This window comes from Pseudomonas sp. HS6 (assembly GCF_023375815.1).
Classification (GTDB): Bacteria; Pseudomonadota; Gammaproteobacteria; order Pseudomonadales; family Pseudomonadaceae; genus Aquipseudomonas.
Genome location: NZ_CP067412.1, coordinates 3,657,543 through 3,676,533, shown reverse-complemented (window position 1 = coordinate 3,676,533; position 18,991 = coordinate 3,657,543). Strand labels below are relative to the sequence as shown.

Annotated in this window: 16 protein-coding genes; 7 read left to right on the top strand and 9 right to left on the bottom strand. The window is 61.4% G+C overall.

The annotated features are described in order from the left end of the window. Nucleotides 1-12: 12 nt before the first annotated feature. The 8 genes from phaZ to JJN09_RS16505 all read right to left on the bottom strand — a co-directional run bounded on the left by phaZ (nucleotide 13) and on the right by JJN09_RS16505 (nucleotide 10,377). Nucleotides 13-867, bottom strand: a complete 855-nt coding sequence (gene phaZ / locus JJN09_RS16540) for a poly(3-hydroxyalkanoate) depolymerase (protein WP_085732561.1) — start codon at nucleotides 865-867, stop codon at nucleotides 13-15. Nucleotides 868-1,021: 154 nt separating this feature from the next. Further along, entirely contained in the window at nucleotides 1,022-2,701 is a 1,680-nt protein-coding gene (gene phaC / locus JJN09_RS16535) for a class II poly(R)-hydroxyalkanoic acid synthase (RefSeq protein ID WP_249482676.1), read from the bottom strand. A gap of 257 nt (nucleotides 2,702-2,958) precedes the next feature. Beyond that, complete coding sequence (locus JJN09_RS16530) at nucleotides 2,959-3,336, bottom strand: gamma-butyrobetaine hydroxylase-like domain-containing protein (protein WP_102620210.1); 378 nt, start codon at nucleotides 3,334-3,336, stop codon at nucleotides 2,959-2,961. A 76-nt stretch (nucleotides 3,337-3,412) separates the two neighbouring features. After that, on the bottom strand, nucleotides 3,413-4,750 hold the full coding sequence (gene hslU / locus JJN09_RS16525) for an ATP-dependent protease ATPase subunit HslU (protein WP_096819927.1): 1,338 nt from the start codon (nucleotides 4,748-4,750) through the stop codon (nucleotides 3,413-3,415). A gap of 48 nt (nucleotides 4,751-4,798) precedes the next feature. Then, entirely contained in the window at nucleotides 4,799-5,335 is a 537-nt protein-coding gene (gene hslV, locus JJN09_RS16520) for an ATP-dependent protease subunit HslV (RefSeq protein WP_003220875.1), read from the bottom strand. 155 nt (nucleotides 5,336-5,490) lie between these two features. Next, entirely contained in the window at nucleotides 5,491-6,207 is a 717-nt protein-coding gene (locus JJN09_RS16515) for an SPOR domain-containing protein (protein WP_085732564.1), read from the bottom strand. 1 nt (nucleotide 6,208) lies between these two features. Beyond that, on the bottom strand, nucleotides 6,209-7,945 hold the full coding sequence (gene argS, locus JJN09_RS16510) for an arginine--tRNA ligase (protein WP_249482675.1): 1,737 nt from the start codon (nucleotides 7,943-7,945) through the stop codon (nucleotides 6,209-6,211). Nucleotides 7,946-8,157: 212 nt separating this feature from the next. Then, a complete protein-coding gene (locus JJN09_RS16505; RefSeq protein ID WP_249482674.1) occupies nucleotides 8,158-10,377 on the bottom strand; it encodes a primosomal protein N' in 2,220 nt (739 codons plus the stop codon). 328 nt (nucleotides 10,378-10,705) lie between these two features. Here JJN09_RS16505 and rpmE point away from each other — a divergent pair, with 328 nt between their 5' ends. The 3 genes from rpmE (at nucleotide 10,706) to JJN09_RS16490 (ending at nucleotide 13,203) form a co-directional block, all read left to right on the top strand. Further along, on the top strand, nucleotides 10,706-10,927 hold the full coding sequence (gene rpmE, locus JJN09_RS16500) for a 50S ribosomal protein L31 (protein WP_249482673.1): 222 nt from the start codon (nucleotides 10,706-10,708) through the stop codon (nucleotides 10,925-10,927). Nucleotides 10,928-10,962: 35 nt separating this feature from the next. Continuing rightward, the gene (locus tag JJN09_RS16495; RefSeq protein ID WP_249482672.1) at nucleotides 10,963-11,751 is read left to right on the top strand and encodes a thermonuclease family protein; all 789 of its coding nucleotides are present in this window, start codon (nucleotides 10,963-10,965) and stop codon (nucleotides 11,749-11,751) included. Nucleotides 11,752-11,934: 183 nt separating this feature from the next. Further along, nucleotides 11,935-13,203, top strand: coding sequence for a malic enzyme-like NAD(P)-binding protein (locus JJN09_RS16490; RefSeq protein ID WP_096819922.1), 1,269 nt, complete (start codon nucleotides 11,935-11,937; stop codon nucleotides 13,201-13,203). Between the two features lie 351 nt (nucleotides 13,204-13,554). On the opposite strand, the gene JJN09_RS16485 is transcribed toward JJN09_RS16490, so the two are convergent. Further along, nucleotides 13,555-16,002, bottom strand: a complete 2,448-nt coding sequence (locus tag JJN09_RS16485; protein ID WP_249482671.1) for a penicillin-binding protein 1A — start codon at nucleotides 16,000-16,002, stop codon at nucleotides 13,555-13,557. Nucleotides 16,003-16,218: 216 nt separating this feature from the next. Here JJN09_RS16485 and JJN09_RS16480 point away from each other — a divergent pair, with 216 nt between their 5' ends. The 4 genes from JJN09_RS16480 to JJN09_RS16465 are packed head-to-tail and all read left to right on the top strand — an operon-like array spanning nucleotide 16,219 to nucleotide 18,990. Next, nucleotides 16,219-17,283: a pilus assembly protein PilM gene (locus JJN09_RS16480; RefSeq protein WP_249482670.1), complete on the top strand. Its 1,065-nt coding sequence runs from the start codon at nucleotides 16,219-16,221 to the stop codon at nucleotides 17,281-17,283. Next, entirely contained in the window at nucleotides 17,283-17,849 is a 567-nt protein-coding gene (locus tag JJN09_RS16475; RefSeq protein WP_249482669.1) for a PilN domain-containing protein, read from the top strand. Before JJN09_RS16480 ends, JJN09_RS16475 begins: the two co-directional genes overlap by 1 nt. Further along, a complete protein-coding gene (gene pilO / locus JJN09_RS16470) occupies nucleotides 17,846-18,469 on the top strand; it encodes a type 4a pilus biogenesis protein PilO (RefSeq protein ID WP_249482668.1) in 624 nt (207 codons plus the stop codon). The genes JJN09_RS16475 and pilO overlap by 4 nt, the downstream gene beginning before the upstream one ends. Further along, entirely contained in the window at nucleotides 18,466-18,990 is a 525-nt protein-coding gene (locus tag JJN09_RS16465) for a pilus assembly protein PilP (protein WP_249482667.1), read from the top strand. Before pilO ends, JJN09_RS16465 begins: the two co-directional genes overlap by 4 nt. Nucleotide 18,991: the final 1 nt, after the last annotated feature.

Sequence of the window (18,991 nt, the reverse complement as noted above, 5' to 3'; positions counted from 1 at the left end):
GGACCGGGCCGGTTATCCGCCCAGCGGTGTCGGGTGGGGGTGCATCACTGCACGAAGACGTTCCTCCTGGAGGAACTTCATGATGATCGGCGCCACAGCTTCGGCCCGGGTGATCAGGAACAGATGACCATCATCGATGATGTGCAACTGGGCGTTGGGAATCCGCCAGGCCAGCATGCGCATGTTGATCAGCGGGATCAGCGGATCGTCGTCGCCGGCCAACACCAGGGTCGGCTGATGGATCTTGTGCAGCCAGTGAATGCTGGTCCAGCCAAGGCCCGCGAACAGTTGCCAGTAGTAACCGAGCTTGCCCGCCGAACGCACCTTGGCCGCATGGCTGGCGGCGAGTGTCGGGTCGCGGCGGAACGAGCCACCGTAGATCATCGGGGCGATGCGGATCACATGGGACGGCTGGATGTAGCGCCGCGGACTGGCCATCATCCACAGCACCTTCGGCTTGCCCGGCACCATCACCGCGCCCGCCGCCGTCGCTGCCAGTACCAGCTTCTTGCAGCGCTCGGGATAGTCATAGGCGAACTGCTGCGCCAGCGCACCACCCCAGGACACGCCGATCACATTGACCTGTCCATAGTCGAGGTAGTCGAGCATCCGTGCAGTGAGTTTCGCCAGTCCCGGAAAGCGATACGGTCGTCTCGGCGTCGAAGAACCACCGACACCGGGCACGTCGAAGGCGATCACTTCCAGGTCCGGGTCCAGCGCCGCGACAAAAGGAAACACTAGCTCCAGGTTGGCGCCGATGCCGTTGAAAATCAGCAAGGGCGTCAAGTGAGGCTTGCCGGGGCGAACCGCCGTGCGGATGGTCTGGCCATCCAGCTCGACAGTACGAAAGATGAACGGTTGCGGCATGCTTCAAGGCCCTGTGGGTCGCAAATTCTATGTTCCATCTCGAACCCTGTGGGAGCGGGCTTGCCCGCGATGACGGTGGCAGCTTCAGCCAATGTGTCGACTGATATACCGCTATCGCGGGCAAGCCCGCTCCCACAGTTTCTTCAGGTGTCGGTTACCGCTCGTGTACGTAAGTGCCCGGCGATGCTTCGCCTGCCGGATACGCTTTGTTGCCCAGTTTCGTCGGCGCCTTTTTCAGCTCGCCCGAACGCGCCGCTTGCCACGCCTGCCAGTGCAGCCACCAGGAATCGGCGTGCTTGGTCGAGTTTTCCTGCCACTCGTCGGCGTTGGCGGTCATCCCTTCGCTGGTCATGTAGCGCGATTTCGGGTTGCCCGGCGGGTTCAGAATGCTCTGGATATGCCCGCTGCTGGACAGCACGAACTCCACCTTGCCGCCAAACAGCTGCGCCGACTTGTAGCAGGACTTCCACGGGGTGATGTGGTCGTTGGTGCCGGCCAGCGAGAAGATGTCGGCGGTCACCTGCTTGAGGTCGATCGGTGTGCCGCACACTTCCAGTGCATTCGGGCGGATCAGTGGGTTGTTTTTGAACATCTCGATCAGGTCGCCGTGGAACGCGGCCGGCAGTCGAGTCGTATCGTTGTTCCAGAACAGGATGTCGAACACCGGCGGCTCGTTGCCGAGCAGGTAGTTGTTGACCCAGTAGTTCCAGATCAGATCGTTCGGGCGCATCCAGGCGAAGACCTTGGCCATGTCTTTGCCTTCCAGCACGCCGGCCTGATACGAATGGCGCTTGGCGGTCTCCAGGGTCTGCTCGTCGACGAATAGCGCGACGTCGCTGTCCAGGGTGGTGTCGAGCACGCTGACCAGCAGGGTCAGGGCGTTGACCTTGTTCTCGCCGATCGCTGCGTAGTGGCCGAGCAGGGCGGTGCAAGTGATGCCGCCGGAGCAGGCGCCGAGCATGTTGACGTCCTTGCTGCCGGTGATCGCAGTGACCACGTCGACCGCTTCCTTCAGGGCTTCGATGTAGGTCGAAAGGCCCCACTCGCGCTGTTCCTTGGTCGGGTTGCGCCAGCTGACGATGAAGGTCTGAACATTGTTGCGCAGGCAGAAGCGCGCCAGGCTCTTGTCCGGGCTCAGGTCGAAGACGTAGAACTTGTTGATCTGTGGCGGTACGACCAGCAGAGGGCGCTCGTGCACCTGCTCGGTGATCGGTTTGTACTGGATCAGCTCCAGCACGTCGTTGCGAAACACCACCGCGCCTTCTGTCACGCCCAGGCTCTTGCCGACCTCGAACGCGCCCATGTTGACCTGGCTCGGCATGCCGCCGTTGTGTACCAGATCCTTGGCCAGGTGCGAGAGGCCGTCGAGCAGGCTTTTGCCGCCGGTCTCGAAGAAGCGTTTGACCGCCGCCGGATTGGCCGCCGTGTTGGTCGGCGCCATGGCTTCGGTCATCAGGTTGATCACGAAGTGCCCGCGCGCAATGTCTTTGGGCGAGAGGCTGCTGTCGTCGATCCAGGCATGGAGTTCCTTGCGCCATGCCAGGTAGGTTTGCAGGTAACGTTTGTACAGCGGGTTCTGACTCCACGCCGGGTCGGCAAAGCGACGGTCATCGCCAGCCGGTTGCAGTTCTGATTTGCCGAACAGCACGTTCTTCAGTTCGAGACCGAAATGAGTGACGTGTTTGACGCTATGGATCGGTTGTTTGATGGCCTGGGTCAGCACCATTCGAGCAGAGGCCAGCAGATCCTTTCCGCGAAGCCCAACGACAGGATTCAGCCCCAGGGTGTTTTCCGAGGCTTGGTACTTCAAATCATCGTTATTCTTGTTACTCATCTACGACGCTCCATTGTCCTGAGACGAGTACCCGGTTTCTGCTGTGCAGTTCCACAGCCAATGCCAGGTACTACTGCTCGGGTGACCGTTGATTCTGCATAGCTGCTTTACAGTCGTAGAGCACTGCAGGGAACTTGCCAGCTCCATTGGTTACCCGAGTTTAATTTTTTTCGCAAGCAGCCGATCCCGGGCCGCTTTAGCGGAGCATTCAAACAGATGAATTTAGAAAATGCCCTCTAAACAGTCCGAGGCGCGGACTAGAGCATCAGCTTGACGACGGACTCGTCAGGGTCGCGGGTTTTGCCGGCGGCTTTGAGCTCGGCCAGATAATCCGCCCAGAGTGCGTCATAACGTCGCCCCAGTTCGTAGAGGTAATCCCAGGTGAACAGGCCGCTGTCGTGACCGTCGTCGAAGGTCAGTTTCAGTGCGTACTGACCGGCCGGTTCTACCTTGCTCAGGCCGACGTGCAGCTTGCCGAATTGCAGGATCGGTTTGCCGTGACCCTGGACCTCGGCGGAGGGGGAATGCACGCGCAGGAATTCGGCGGGCAGGGTGTACTCCTCGCCGGACGCGTATTTGAGCGACAGGGTTTTCGAGGCTTTGTGCAGTTTGATGTCGGTAGGGAGTTGGGTCATCGCCGGCGTTCCGTCAGGTGGAAAAAATTGTGGGAGCCGATGGCTCCCACAGTTTCACGACCACTGTAAGTATGGCTTACAGGATATAACGGGACAGATCTTCGTTCTGCGCCAATTCACCCAGGTGGCTGTTGACGTACTCGGCGTCGATCAGGATCGCCTTGTCGTCGTGGGCGCTGGCCAGGTCACCGGCACTGAACGACACCTCTTCCAGCAGACGCTCGAGCAGCGTGTGCAGACGACGGGCACCGATGTTCTCGGTCTTCTCGTTGACCTGCCAGGCGATCTCCGCCAGACGCTTGATGCCGTCAGGCTGGAACTGGATGTTCAGGCCTTCGGTCTTCAGCAGCGCGCAGTATTGCTCGGTAAGCGAGGCGTGCGGTTCGCTGAGGATGCGCTCGAAGTCTTCCGGGCTCAGGGCCTTGAGTTCGACGCGGATCGGCAGGCGGCCTTGCAGCTCCGGCACCAGGTCGCTCGGCTTGCTCAGGTGGAACGCGCCGGAGGCGATGAACAGGATGTGGTCGGTCTTGACCATACCCAGCTTGGTGTTGACGGTGCAGCCTTCGATCAGCGGCAGCAGGTCGCGTTGTACGCCTTCACGGGACACATCGGCGCCGCCGACATTGCCGCGCTTGGCGACCTTGTCGATTTCGTCGATGAACACGATGCCGTGCTGCTCGACCGCTTCCAGGGCCTTGGCCTTCAACTCTTCTTCGTTCACCAGGCGACCGGCTTCTTCATCGCGCACCAGTTTCAGCGCTTCCTTGACCTTGAGCTTGCGCGACTTCTTCTTGCCCTTGCCCATGTTGGCGAACAGGGACTGAAGCTGGTTGGTCATCTCTTCCATGCCCGGCGGCGTGGCGATCTCGATGCCGGCCATTTCGGCGACTTCGATCTCGATTTCCTTGTCGTCCAGCTGACCTTCGCGCAGGCGCTTGCGGAACAGCTGACGGGTGTTGGAGTCCGGGCTCGGCGCTTCTTCGTTGCTGAAGCCCATGCGTGCCGGGGGCAGCAGCGCGTCGAGGATGCGGTCCTCGGCAGCGTCTTCGGCACGGTGGCGAACGCGGGTCATTTCCTGCTCGCGCAGCATCTTGATCGCGGCATCGGCCAGATCACGGATGATCGATTCGACGTCACGGCCGACGTAGCCGACTTCGGTGAATTTGGTCGCTTCGACCTTGATGAACGGCGCGTTGGCCAGTTTCGCCAGGCGACGGGCGATCTCGGTTTTACCGACACCGGTCGGGCCGATCATCAGGATGTTCTTCGGGGTCACTTCAACACGCAGCTCTTCAGGCAGCTGCATGCGACGCCAGCGATTGCGCAGGGCAATCGCGACGGCGCGCTTGGCATCGTCCTGGCCGATGATATGGCGATTGAGTTCGTGGACGATTTCGCGGGGAGTCATGGACATAATAATTGACGGTCCTCAAGCAGAAACAAGCCGTGGCACAGGGCCGACTCAGGCTTCTTCAGCGAGATCCTGCTCCTCAATGGTCTGAGTGTGGTTGGTGAATACACAGATGTCGGCGGCAATCCCGAGAGCGGTCTCGACGATTTCGCGGGCCGACAGATCGGTCTTTTTCAGCAGCGCGCTGGCAGCAGCCTGGGCGTAACCGCCACCGGAACCCATGGCGATCAGGCCGTTTTCCGGTTCGACCACGTCACCGTTGCCGGTGATGATCAGCGAGGCGTCCTTGTTGGCGACCGCGAGCATCGCTTCGAGGCGGCTCAGGGAGCGGTCGGTACGCCATTCTTTCGCGAGTTCGACGGCGGCGCGGATCAGGTGGCCCTGATGTTTCTCGAGCTGGCCTTCGAAACGTTCGAACAGGGTAAAGGCGTCGGCGGTGGCACCGGCGAAACCGGCGATGACCTGGCCGTGGTACAGGCGACGCACTTTCTTCGCGTTGCCTTTCATCACGGTGTTGCCGAGAGAAACCTGGCCGTCGCCGCCCATGACGACTTTGCCGTGGCGGCGGACTGAAACGATGGTGGTCAAGGGAAGAGTCTCCACACTGCGGGGCGAAAATGCCTTATGCCCATTCATATGGGGGTGGTGGAGAGGATTTCAACTGCGGGAAGGGAGAGGGGACGAGCGGTGTTGTTGCGCTGATCCTCCCCACGCAGCGCGCGGGAAGGATCAATCGAGGGAAATCAGCGGCTCTGGCGTTGTTGTAACAGCAGGTTGCTGAACCCTGCGCCCGCCAGTTGTTTCTGGGCGGTGGTCAGTTGTTCGCGATTGCTGAACGGGCCGACCAGTACGCGATACCAGGTTTCATCCTTCACCGTTCCGGACTCAACCGCGACCGCCTGGCCGAGCAGAATAATCTGCGCGCGCACCTTGTCGGCATCGGCCTCTTTGCGGAACGAACCGGCCTGGAGGAAGAACTTGGTCACTGGCGCAGCCTTGGTCACCGGTGGCGCTGGCGGCGGGGTGATCCCGGCCAATGCAGCCTGCGCGCGCGCCGTGTCGATCTTCGCCGCTTCCGCCGGGGTCACCGGCGTGGTCGGGATCGCCGGCACCTGTGGCGTCGGCAGGGTTTTCTCCGGCACGGCGTCAGGCGGCACGATCACTTCCGATTCCGGCAGCAGGGTGTAGAAGTCGTACTTCGGCTTCACCGGTTGCGTCGGGCTCGGCGGGGTCTTGTTGGCCTCGGCGATCTTGGTGGCTTTCTGCTGTTGCTGTTGCTCGACCTTCTCGCGCTTGACCGTGTCGCTGCCCTTGCCCGGCTCCAGTTTCATCAGGAACACGATGAACGCGCCGACCGTCAGGCCGATGGCCATCCACAGCCAACCCGGGATCGGTTGCTTTGCAGGAGCTTGGTAACGGCTGGCGCCACGCTTGGGTGCAGGTTTTTTCTTGGCAGCCAACTTACATACGCTCCAGGGTTTCCAGGCCGAGCAGTTCCAGGCCTTGCTTGAGGGTACGGCCGGTCAGCGCGGCAAGGCGCAGACGGCTTTGCATTTGTGCCGGGGTGTCGGCGGCGAGGATCGGGCAGTTCTCGTAGAAGCTGGAGAACAGGCCGGCGACGTCGTACAGGTAGGTGCACAGGGTGTGTGGCGTGCCCTTTTCCGCGACGTTGTTCAGCACTTCACCGAACTGCGCCAGTTTGGCCGCCAGTTCCTGTTCGTGCGCCGCTTCGAGGACGATCTGGCCGTCGACTTCGCTGAAATCCTTGCCCAGTTTGCGGAACACGCCGGCCACGCGGGTGTAGGCGTACAGCAGGTATGGCGCGGTGTTGCCTTCGAAGTTGAGCATCAGGTCGAAGTTGAAGCTGTAGTCGCTGGTGCGGTGCTTCGACAGGTCGGCGTACTTCACCGCGCCGATGCCCACGACTTTGGCAATGTTGCGCAGCTCGTCTTCGGCCAGCTCCGGATTCTTGTCCTTCACCAGGCTGTAGGCGCGTTCCTGAGCTTCGGTCAGCAGATCGATCAGCTTCACGGTGCCGCCATCGCGGGTCTTGAACGGACGGCCGTCGGCGCCGTTCATGGTGCCGAAGCCCATGTGCTCCATTTCCATCGGATGGGTCACGAAACCGGCCTTGCGCGCCACGGCGAACACTTGCTGGAAGTGCAGGGCCTGACGCTGGTCGACGAAGTACAGCGCGCGGTCGGCCTTCAGCTTGCCGCTGCGGTAGCGCACGGCCGCCAGGTCGGTGGTGGCGTACAGGTAGCCGCCGTCAGCCTTGACGATGATCACCGGCAGTGGCTCGCCTTCAGCGTTCTTGAATTCGTCGAGGAACACGCACTGGGCGCCGTTGCTTTCGACCAGCATGCCGGCGGCTTTCAGGTCGTTGACCACGTTGATCAGGTCGTCGTTGTAGGCGCTTTCGCCCATCACGTCGGCCATGGTCAGTTTGACGTTGAGCAGTTCGTAGATCTTCTGGCAGTGCGACAGCGAGATGTCCTTGAACTTGGTCCACAGGGCCAGGCACTCGGCATCGCCGGCCTGCAACTTGACCACCAGACCACGGGCGCGGTCGGCGAATTCCGGGGACTCGTCGAAGCGCTGCTTGGCGGCACGGTAGAAGTTTTCCAGGTCCGACAGCTCGTCGCTGGTGATCGGGTTTTCCTGCAGGTACGCCATCAGCATGCCGAACTGGGTGCCCCAGTCGCCAACGTGGTTCTGACGGATCACGGTATCGCCGAGGAATTCGAGCACACGGGCCACGCCGTCGCCGATGATGGTCGAGCGCAAGTGGCCGACGTGCATTTCTTTGGCCAGGTTCGGCGCCGACAGGTCGACCACGGTGCGTTGCGCCGGGCCAGCCTTGCGCACGCCAACGTGATCGTCGGCCAGTGCGGCGTCGAGGCGCGAGGCCAGGGCCTGAGTGTTCTGGAAGAAGTTGAGGAAGCCAGGACCGGCGATTTCGGCCTTGGTGACGTTCTCGTCAGCCGGCAGGGCGGCGATGATTTTCTCTGCCAGGTCGCGCGGCTTCATGCCCGCAGGCTTGGCCAGCATCATCGCAATGTTGCTGGCGAAGTCGCCGTGGGTCTTGTCCCGGGCGTTTTCCACCTGGATCGCCGGCGTCAGGCCTTCAGGCAACACACCTTCGTTGACGAGTTGGGTGAGGGCTTGTTGGATCAGCTGGCGAATGGTGTCTTTCATGGTCTTCTCTTTCGACCGCAAGCGCGGCGGCGCATCGATGCGCGGGTGGAAAAACTGGGCATTATCCGTTGCGAAGACGGGCTTGCCAACCTTAGCAGGCAGGATGTGGATGTGTGGTGACAATTCGTCAGCCATCGCTGGCAAGCCAGCTCCCACAAGAACGACGCTATTCTCTTGTGGGAGCTGGCTTGCCAGCGATAGCAATCGATCAATCAATACAAATCGACAGGGTCGACATCCAGCGACCAGCGCACCGCCCGGCCGCTCGGCATCTGCTCCAGCGCCAGCAGCCAGCTCGCCAGCAACCGGTGCAGAGGTGCCCGGGCCGTGGCCTGCAACAGTAGCTGTGCGCGGAAACGTCCGGCTCGGCGTTCCATCGGTGCCGGTACTGGCCCCAGCAGTTCAATGCCGCTCAGGTTCTGCTCGGCCAGCAAACGCTCGGCTTCGCTACAGGCTTCATCGAGAAAGCCTTCGGCCTGCCCCGGCTTGTGCGCTTCGGCTCGCAGCAGCGCCAGATGCGAGAACGGCGGCAGCCCGGCGGCTCGGCGTTCGCTCAGAGCCTGTTCGGCGAAAGCGAAATAACCCTGTTCGGTCAGTTGCACCAATAAAGGGTGGTCGGCCAGGTGCGTCTGGATGATCACCTTGCCCGGCTCCTCAGCACGCCCGGCGCGGCCGGCGACCTGCACGATCAACTGCGCCATGCGCTCGCTGGCGCGGAAGTCACCGGAGAACAGTCCGCCGTCGGCGTCGAGGATAGACACCAGGGTGACCCGGGGGAAGTGGTGACCCTTGGCCAACATTTGAGTGCCGACCAGAATGCATGGCTGACCTTTCTGGATCGTGGCAAACAGCTGATTCATCGCATCCTTGCGCGACGTGCTGTCACGGTCGACGCGAAGCACTGGATAGTCCGGGAACAGAATCGCCAGCCGCTCCTCGGCGCGTTCGGTGCCGGCACCGACGGGGCGCAGATCGACCTTGTTGCACTTCGGGCACTGGCGTGGCACGCGTTCGACGTAGCCGCAGTGGTGGCAGCGCAGTTCGCCATAGCGCTGATGCACGGTCATTCGCGCATCGCAGCGCTGGCACTCGGACATCCAGCCGCAATCGTGGCACAGCAAGGTAGGCGCAAAACCCCGACGGTTGAGGAACACCAGCACTTGTTGGCCGGCGGCGAGGGTCTGGCCGATGGCTTGCTGCATCGGTCCGGAAATGCCGCTGTCCAGTGGACGACTTTTCACGTCCAGGCGCAGGAAGCGTGGCTGCTTGGCGCCGCCGGCCCGCTCGTTCAGGCGCAGGAGCCCGTAACGACCGGTGTAGGCGTTGTGCAGGCTTTCCAGCGATGGCGTCGCGGAACCGAGGACAATCGGGATGTTTTCCTGCCGTGCCCGCACTAGTGCCAGGTCCCGTGCGTGGTAGCGCAGGCCTTCCTGCTGTTTATAGGAGCCGTCGTGTTCTTCGTCGATGATGATCAGCCCCGGATTTTTCATCGGCGTGAACAGCGCCGAGCGGGTGCCGATAATAATGTCGGCCTCGCCGTCGCGGGCGGCGAGCCAGGCGTCGAGGCGCTCGCGATCGTTGACCGCCGAGTGCAGCAGGGCGATGCGGGCGTTGAAGCGCTGCTCGAAGCGCGCCAGTGTCTGCGGGCCGAGGTTGATCTCCGGGATCAGCACCAGCGCCTGCTTGCCGGCTTCGAGGGTTTCGCGGATCAGCTGCAAATAGACTTCGGTCTTGCCGCTGCCGGTAACCCCGGCCAGCAGGAACGCGTGATAACTGTCGAAACCGGCGCGAATCGCTTCATAGGCTGCGCGTTGTTCGCTGTTGAGCGGCAGCTCCGGCTGCGCCAGCCAGTGCTCATGGCGGGCGCCGGGGGCATGGCGACGGACTTCGACCTGCACCAGATCCTTGGCCAGCAACAGATCGAGGCTGTCCTTGTTCAGCATCAGTTTGCTCAGCAACTGATGGGCGACGCCGTGAGGGTGCTGGGCCAAAGTCGCCAGGGCTTCGCGCTGGCGTGGGGCGCGGGCGATACGAGGGTCATCGAGGCTGGCGCCGGGGGCGGCGGACCAGAAACGTTCCTGCCGCGCTTCGGCCGGTTCGCCCTGACGCAGCAGCACCGGAAGCGCCCAACTCAGGGTGTCGCCGAGGCTGTGTTGATAATACTGGGCGGTCCACAGGCACAGCTTGAACAGTGCCGGTGGCAGCGGTGCGGTGGTGTCGAGCAGGGCCAGCGCCGGCTTGAGCTTCTCCACTGGCACTTCACTGGTGTCAGTGACCTCCACCAGAATCCCGATCATCTCCCGCCGACCGAACGGCACCCGCAGACGCATGCCCGGCTGCAACTGCGAGCGCGGCACGCCGGCCGGGGCCCGATAGTCGAACAGGCGGCGCAGGGGCGAAGGCAGGGCGAGGCGCAGAATGGCGTCGGGCACGCGGAGGATTCTCATAGGCGGGGCGGTGAAGAAGGGCGGGAGCCTAGCAGACGGTCGGTTCTGTGTCCTCCATCAGGAAAGCGTTCAAATGTTGACGAATGGGTTTTGGCGTCAGGTAAGGCGCTACGACGACTCATGGCTTGCTATGGGGAGGAGTGGCAACGCAGCCTGACGTCAAAAGACGCCGTCAACATTGAACAGTCTTTTCTGATGGAGGGCACCCCGGACAGCTTGCGCGATTGCAAAGGTCTGGTAGAATCCGCGGCCTAATTACGTGCGGTATTCAACAATAGTGTTGGATGGCGGCACGCTAGCCGAGGAAGACACCATGAAAGCTGATATCCATCCAGAATACCCAGTCATTGCTGTTACTTGCAGCTGTGGCAACAAGTTCGAAACCCGTTCGACTTTCGGCAAAGCTCTGCCAATCGACGTGTGCAACGAATGCCACCCGTTCTACACCGGTAAGCAGAAGACTCTGGACACCGGTGGTCGCGTTCAGAAGTTCGCCGATCGTTTCGGTGCTTTCGGCGCGACCAAAAAAGCCTAAGGCTGGTCAACCTGGAAAACCTCAATGGCTTTTCCATGCTGATAAAAAAGGCGTCCCTTGTGGGCGCCTTTTTTGTATCCGCGATTTGGCTTTCCAGTGCTCAGGCCCTCTGTCCGGCGCCCAGTGGCTTGCCGCAAGTCACGGTGCAGCGCGTGGTCGACGGCGACACCTTGCGCCTGAGCGACGGGCGCAGCGTGCGGATGATCGGGCTCAACACCCCTGAGCTCGGCAAGCAGGGTCGCAGCGACGAGCCATTTGCGGTAGCGGCGCGCAAACGCCTCGAAGCATTGGTCGCAGAGAGCGACGGGCGGGTCGGCCTGCAGCTCGGCGCCGAGTCCAAAGATCATTACGGCCGAATCCTGGCCCATGTTTTCAGCGCCAAGGGTGAGAATCTCGAAGCGCAAATGCTCGCCGATGGCCTCGGTTTCCAGGTCGCGGTGGCGCCGAATGTCGATCTTGTCGATTGCCAGCAGGCCGCCGAACGCCGTGCGCGGCAGGCCGGAATTGGCCTGTGGAAGCAGTCGCCTGTACTGAAAGCGGAGCAGATCCAGCGCTCGGGTTTTGCCGTAGTCAGCGGTCGTGTAAGCAAGGTCCAACGCAATCGCGGTGGAATCTGGATCGAATTACAGGACAAGCTTGTACTGCGTGTTGCGTCCAATCTGCTGGATCATTTCGACGGCTCTTCATTGCAAGCGCTGAAAGGCAAGCGGATCGAGGCTCGTGGCTGGGTAGTCGACCGTTCGCGGCGCGGTGGATTGAAACCGGGTCAGGCCCGTTGGTTGCTGCCGCTGACCGATCCTTCGATGTTGCAATCGTCTCGCTGAAGAAAAATTGTAGACATTTTTTCTGTCGATTGTGAACAGTCAAGCCCTTGTGCGCCGTGGCTCTTGGCCCAAAGTCGTAGGGCAGGGCGCTTGACAGGGGTGACCGGGCAGTCTTGTGGGGACTTTGCGAGGCGCGTATCCTCGCTGACCAGTCTGTCCAACAGTAAAAAGCGGAATGCCAAAATGTCTGATCTGAAAACTGCCGCTCTCGAATATCACGCCCATCCTCGTCCAGGAAAGCTGAGTGTCGAGCTCACCAAGGCCACTGCTACCGCCCGCGACCTGTCGCTGGCCTACAGCCCCGGCGTAGCTGAACCAGTGCGCGAGATCGCTCGCGATCCTGAACTGGCCTACAAATACACCGGCAAGGGCAACCTGGTTGCAGTCATTTCCGATGGCACCGCGATTCTGGGCCTGGGTAACCTCGGCCCACTGGCTTCCAAGCCAGTGATGGAAGGTAAAGGCGTACTGTTCAAGCGCTTCGCCGGTATCGACGTCTTCGACATCGAAGTCGACTCCGAAAGCCCGCAAGCCTTCATCGACACCGTAAAACGCATTTCCATCACCTTCGGTGGCATCAACCTGGAAGACATCAAGGCGCCTGAGTGCTTTGAGATCGAACGCGCTCTGATCGAGCAGTGCGACATTCCGGTGTTCCACGATGACCAGCACGGCACCGCGATCGTGACCGCTGCGGGCATGATCAACGCCCTGGAAATCGCTGGCAAAACCCTCGGCGAAGCCAAAATCGTCTGCCTGGGCGCCGGCGCTGCCGCTATCTCCTGCATGAAACTGCTGGTGAGCATGGGCGCCAAGGTCGAGAACATCTTCATGATCGACCGTACCGGCGTGATCCACGCGGGCCGTGACGACCTGAACCAGTACAAGGCTGTGTTTGCTCACGCTACCGAGAAGCGCACCCTGGACGACGCCATCGAAGGCGCTGACGTATTCGTCGGCCTGTCTGGCCCGAACCTGCTGAGCGCCGAGCAACTGAAGCGCATGGCGGCCAACCCGATCGTCTTCGCGTGCTCGAACCCGGATCCGGAAATCTCCCCGGAACTGGCTCACGCCACCCGCAACGACGTGATCATGGCCACCGGCCGTTCGGACTACCCGAACCAGGTCAACAACGTGCTGGGCTTCCCGTTCATCTTCCGTGGTGCCCTGGACGTTCGCGCCAAGCGCATCAACGAAGAAATGAAAGTGGCTGCTGCCAACGCTCTGCGTGAACTGGCCAAGCTGCCGGTTCCACAGGAAGTGTGCGACGCCTACGGCGGCATCAAGCTGGAATTCGGTCGTGAGTACATCATTCCGAAGCCAATGGACAAGCGCCTGATCACCCTGATCTCCGATGCCGTGGCCAAGGCTGCGATCGAGACCGGTGTGGCCACCCTGCCGTATCCGAAGCACTACCCGCTGAAAAGCGTGGATGACGTGTTCAACGGCTAAGTCGTTGTAGCGTTTCATGAAGAGCCCCGCTTTTTAAGCGGGGTTTTTTTTGTTCGTGAAAATGCATTCCGGCTTCAAGGGCGGCCCTCACCCTAACCCTCTCCCAAGGGGAGAGGGGACTGACCGAGTTGTCTGGCGAAGTACATCGACCTGCAAGACCGAGTCGATTATGGATTCGGTAAAGCAATGTCAGGTCGGCGTATCTCCCCAATATCCCACGGTCAGTCCCCTCTCCCTCTGGGAGAGGGCTAGGGTGAGGGCTGCCCTTGATGTGAAATGCCAATCTCAGTACGGCAGAAAACAAAAAGCCCCGCACTTCTCACGAAGGCGGGGCTTTTTAACCGATCAGGATCAGAACAGATCGATCGGTGCCTGCTCATCCGCCGGTAACGGACTACCCGGCGCGGTGCCATTGCCGATCTCGTTGACCGACGGCGGTGTGTCTTCAGCCTTGAACAGCTCGAAGTAGGCGCCCGGCGTGCTCGGTGTGGCCGCACGACCGCTGACCGGATCCACTCGCAGGCTCAAAATGCCTTCCGGCTCTGGCTGGACATGCGGCGGCTTGTCCTTGAGCGCGGCGCTCATGTAGTTCATCCAGATCGGCAGCGCCACAGTACCACCGAACTCCCGACGACCGAGGCTTTCCGGTTGGTCGAAACCGGTCCAGACCGTGGTCACGTAATCGGCGTTGTAACCGGAGAACCACGCATCCTTGGATTCGTTGGTGGTACCGGTTTTACCTGCGATGTCGCTGCGACCCATGGCCAGTGCACGACGGCCGGTGCCGAGCTTGATCACGTCCTGCAGCATGCTGTTGAGGATGTACGTGGTGCGGCCATCGACGATGCGCTCGGCAACTGCTGGAGCTTGTGGCATTGCTGCGCTGCCCGGCGCTTCACCCGGGATCGGCGCTGCGTTGACGGTGATCGATTGGGTCGCGGGTGCCGCGATGCCATCAGTCGCCGCGGCGCCTTGCGGTACGGTCGGCGGGTTGGCGACAAACAGCGTATCGCCATTGCGACTTTCGATCTTGTCGATGATGTACGGGGTGATCTTGAAGCCGCCGTTGGCGAAGGTGCTCCAGCCGGTGGCGATTTCCATCGGCGTCAGGGTCGCGGTGCCCAGTGCCAGGGACAGGTTGGGCGGCAGGTCCTGCTTGTTGAAGCCGAAGCGAGTGATGTAGTCGATGGTTTTTCCCACGCCCATCGCTTGCAACAAGCGAATCGAAACCAGGTTGCGCGACTTGTACAGCGCCTCACGCAAGCGGATCGGGCCGAGGAAGGTGTTGGTGTCGTTCTTCGGACGCCAGACCTTGTCCAGGTACTCGTCGACGAACACGATCGGTGCGTCGTTGACCAGCGTGGCGGCGGTGTAGCCGTTATCCAGCGCGGCGCTGTAGACGAACGGTTTGAAGCTCGAGCCCGGCTGACGCTTGGCCTGCATCGCGCGGTTGTAGTTGCTTTGCTCGAAGGCGAAACCGCCGACCAGCGAACGGATCGCGCCGTTCTGTGGATCCAGCGACACCAGTGCGCCCTGTGCCTGAGGAATCTGGCTGAACTTCAGCGAATTGTTCGGCTGGCGCTGTACGCGCACCAGATCGCCGACCTGCGCGACATCCGATGGCTGACGCGGGGCGGCGCCCATGCTGTTGGTATTGAGGAACGGACGGGCCCATTTCATGGTGTCCCACGCCACGTGCTCTTCACCGGTACGGGTCAGCACTTGCAAGCCATTCTTGTCGACCTGGGTGACGATCGCCGGCTCGAGGCTGCTGATTGTGCGTTGCTTGGTCAGCTCGGTGGCCCAGGCTTCATGGGTCTTGCCCGGCAGACGCGATTCAGGTCCACGGTAGCCGTGACGCTGGTCGTAGGTCATCAGGCCTTCGTGCAGCGCAGTGTTGGCCATTTCCTGCAGGTTGCTCGGCACCGTGGTGGTGACCCGGAAGCCTTCGGTGTAGGCGTCGCTGCCGTAGCGGCCGACCATTTCGGCGCGGGCCATCTCGGCGATGTACGGCGCGTTCACTTCCGGGGTCGGCACGTGATAGCTGGCGTTCAGCGGCTCGTTGATGGCAGCGGTGTAGTCGGCCTCGGTGATCTTGCCGAGCTTGTACATGCGGCCGAGGATCCAGTCGCGACGCTCCTTGCTGCGCGCCGGGTTGGCCAGCGGGTTGAAGCGCGACGGGGCTTTCGGCAGGCCGGCGATCATCGCCATCTGCGCCAGGCTGACTTCGCGGATCGACTTGCCGTAATACACCTGCGCCGCTGCCTCGATGCCGTAGGCACGGTTGCCCAGATAAATCTTGTTCACGTACAGCTCAAGGATCTCGTCCTTGGTCAGCTGCCGTTCGATCTGCAGGGCCAGGAGGATTTCCGTGGTCTTGCGCGAGAAGCTGCGTTCGCTGGTCAGGAAGAAGTTCTTCGCCACCTGCATGGTGATGGTGCTGCCGCCGGACTGGATGTGCCCGCTCTTGACCAGTTGGGTCGCGGCACGCATCAGGCTGCTCGGATCGACGCCGTAGTGGTTGGCGAAGTTATCGTCTTCAGCACTTAGTAACGCATTGATGAAATTGGGGGGAATGTCGGCGAAACGGATCGGTGTGCGGCGCATTTCGCCAAATTCTGCGATCAACTTGTTGTCGCTGCTGTACACCCGCAGGGGAATCTGCAACTGAATGCTTCTCAGCGCCTCCACAGATGGCAAACCCGGACTAAGGTAAAGAAACGCGCCGCTGAGACCTAAAAGCAGTCCGCAGAAAACGGCGACGATGGACCAACCGAAGAATTTCAGCAGACGAATCAAGGCTTTTGGACATCCAGGGCAAAGAATGAATTGGGCGACAGGGTTCCGGAAACACACAGAACGGCCCGCGCCGGCAGTAAAAAGCGGAAAAAATCGCTGGGCATTATAAGCACTTTTCCGCTGGGGGCGTCATTTGCGCTTCTGTCAAGACGGGGCGAGGGAACGCAATGCGCATTACAGAGTCCGTAACTCACGGATAGTCATAGGGAATTGGTAGTGCTAGGACTCTTCAACAAAAAGACCAATACGTTACTGGGGATCGACATCAGCTCCACGTCGGTGAAGCTGCTGGAGCTGAGCCGTCAGGGGGAGCGCTACCGGGTCGAGGCGTACGCGGTGGAGCCGTTGCCGGCCAACGCCGTGGTCGAGAAGAACATCGCCGAACTCGAAGGCGTCGGTCATGCCCTGTCCCGCGTGTTGGTCAAGGCGCGCACCGGGCTCAAGAGCGTGGCGGTGGCGGTGGCCGGTTCGGCAGTGATCACCAAGGTCATCGAAATGGACGCCGGGCTGTCCGACGACGAACTGGAAAACCAGCTCAAGATCGAGGCCGACCAATACATCCCCTATCCCTTGGACGAAGTCGCCATCGACTTCGAGGTCCAGGGCGTTTCACCGCGTAACCCCGAGCGGGTCAACGTGCTGCTTGCTGCCTGTCGCAAGGAAAACGTCGAAGTCCGTGAGGCGGCGCTGGCCCTCGCCGGCCTGACCGCGCGGGTAGTGGATGTCGAGGCTTATGCGCTGGAGCGCTCGTTCGGACTGCTGGCCACGCAACTGGCGGCGTCTCAGGAGCGCCTGACCGTCGCGGTGGTCGATATCGGTGCCACCATGACCACTCTCAGCGTCCTGCACAACGGTCGGATCATCTACACCCGCGAGCAACTCTTTGGCGGGCGTCAGTTGACCGAGGAAATCCAGCGTCGCTATGGCCTGACCATTGAGCAGGCCGGGCTGGCCAAGAAGCAGGGCGGTTTGCCGGACGATTATGTCAGCGAAGTCCTGCAGCCCTTTCGCGAGGCGCTGGTGCAGCAGGTCTCGCGTTCCCTGCAATTCTTCTTCGCTTCCGGCCAGTACAACGCGGTCGACCACATTCTGCTGGCCGGCGGCACGGCGTCGGTGCCCGGGCTCGATCGGCTGATCGAAGAACGCCTGAGTACCCCGACCCAGGTCGCCAATCCATTTTCCGACATGGCCTTGAGCAGCAAGGTCAACGCCGGGGCTTTGGCGAGCGATGCGCCAGCACTGATGATTGCCTGCGGGCTCGCGCTCAGGAGTTTCGACTGATGGCGCGGATCAACCTTTTACCCTGGCGCGAGGAACGCCGCGAAGAACGACGCAAACGCTTCCTGCTAACCCTGACCGGCGTAGTGGTCGGCGCGGTCGGCGCGGTCTTCATTGCTGCTCAGATTTTCAGCACCGCCATTGAACGGCAACAGGCACGCAACGATTACATCGGCAAGCAGATCGCCGTGGTCGATGAGCGGATCCAGCAGATCAGCGAGCTCAAGGCACGTCGCCAGCAATTGGTGGAGCGGATGCGCATCATCCAGGACCTGCAGGCCAACCGACAGGTCAGTGGGCGGATCTTCGATCAACTGGCGCGCACCCTGCCTGACGGGGTGTATTTCACCAGCGTGAAAATGGTCGGCAAGACCCTGTCGATCAGCGGCGCGGCGGAGTCGAACAATCGGGTGTCCGACCTGATGCGCAATCTCGATGCATCCGACTGGTTCGATGCGCCGAGCCTGAACGAGGTCAAGGCGACCACGGCCGGGCAACTGGATCAAGCCAACGTCTTTCAATTGACTGTCCGTCAGACCCGGCCCAAGAACCTGGAGGACGATCAATGAAACCGTCCGAATGGCTCGCGAGCCTGCGCAATATCGACTTCAACGACCTGGATACCAGCAACATCGGCTCCTGGCCGCCGGCCGTCAAAGGCCTGGCCGGTGCGCTGTTGATGGTGCTGGTCCTGGCGCTGGGCTACAACTTTTTCGTCAGCGACATGGAAAACCAGCTCGAACTCAAGCGCACGGAAGAAACCACGCTCAAGGAGCAGTTCACCAGCAAGGCGCACCTGGCGGCCAACCTCGAGCTGTACACCCAGCAGATGAAGGAAATGGAGAACTCGTTCGGCGTCCTGCTGCGGCAATTGCCCAGCGACACCGAAGTACCGGGACTGCTGGAAGACATCACTCGTACCGGGCTGGGTAGCGGTCTTGAATTCGAGGAAATCAAACTGCTGCCGGAAGTGACGCAGCAGTTCTACATCGAGTTGCCGATCCAGATCACCGTCACGGGCGCCTATCACGACCTCGCCACCTTCGTCAGCGGCGTGGCCGGATTGCCGCGGATCGTGACGCTGCACGACTTCGAGCTGGCCCCGGCCAATCCGGAAGGCGGGACGAAGTTGCGCATGAGCATCCTTGCCAAGACTTACCGCTACAACGACAAGGGGCTGCAAAAATGAGCCCGATCCGTTTCCTTCTATTGTCGATATTGACGCTGGGGTTGAGCGGTTGCGGCGGCAACGACTTCAGCGATCTTGATGCCTACATGAATGAAGTGCGACTGCGGCCGCCGGGCAAGATCGAGCCGACGCCGACCTTCCGTTCCTACCCGACGTTCACCTACAGCGCCGCCAGCCTGCGCAGCCCGTTCTCGCGCCAGGTACGGGTCGATCTGGCCGGGCAGCAGCACGGTTCGCGCAACGTCAAACCGGACCCGACACGGGTCAAGCAATACCTCGAAGGTTTCAACATCGAGCAATTCGAGATGGTCGGCACGATTGCCAATGCCTCCGGCTCCTTTGCGCTGCTGCGCGGGGCGGGCGGGGTGCATCGGCTGAAAGTCGGCGATTACCTGGGGCGCAACGACGGGCGCATCGTCGCGATCAGCGCCGCCCAGGTCGATGTGGTCGAAATCGTTCCCGATGGCGAAGGCGCCTGGCTGGAGCGGCCGCGCTCCATTCCTTTGAAAGAGCACTCATAGT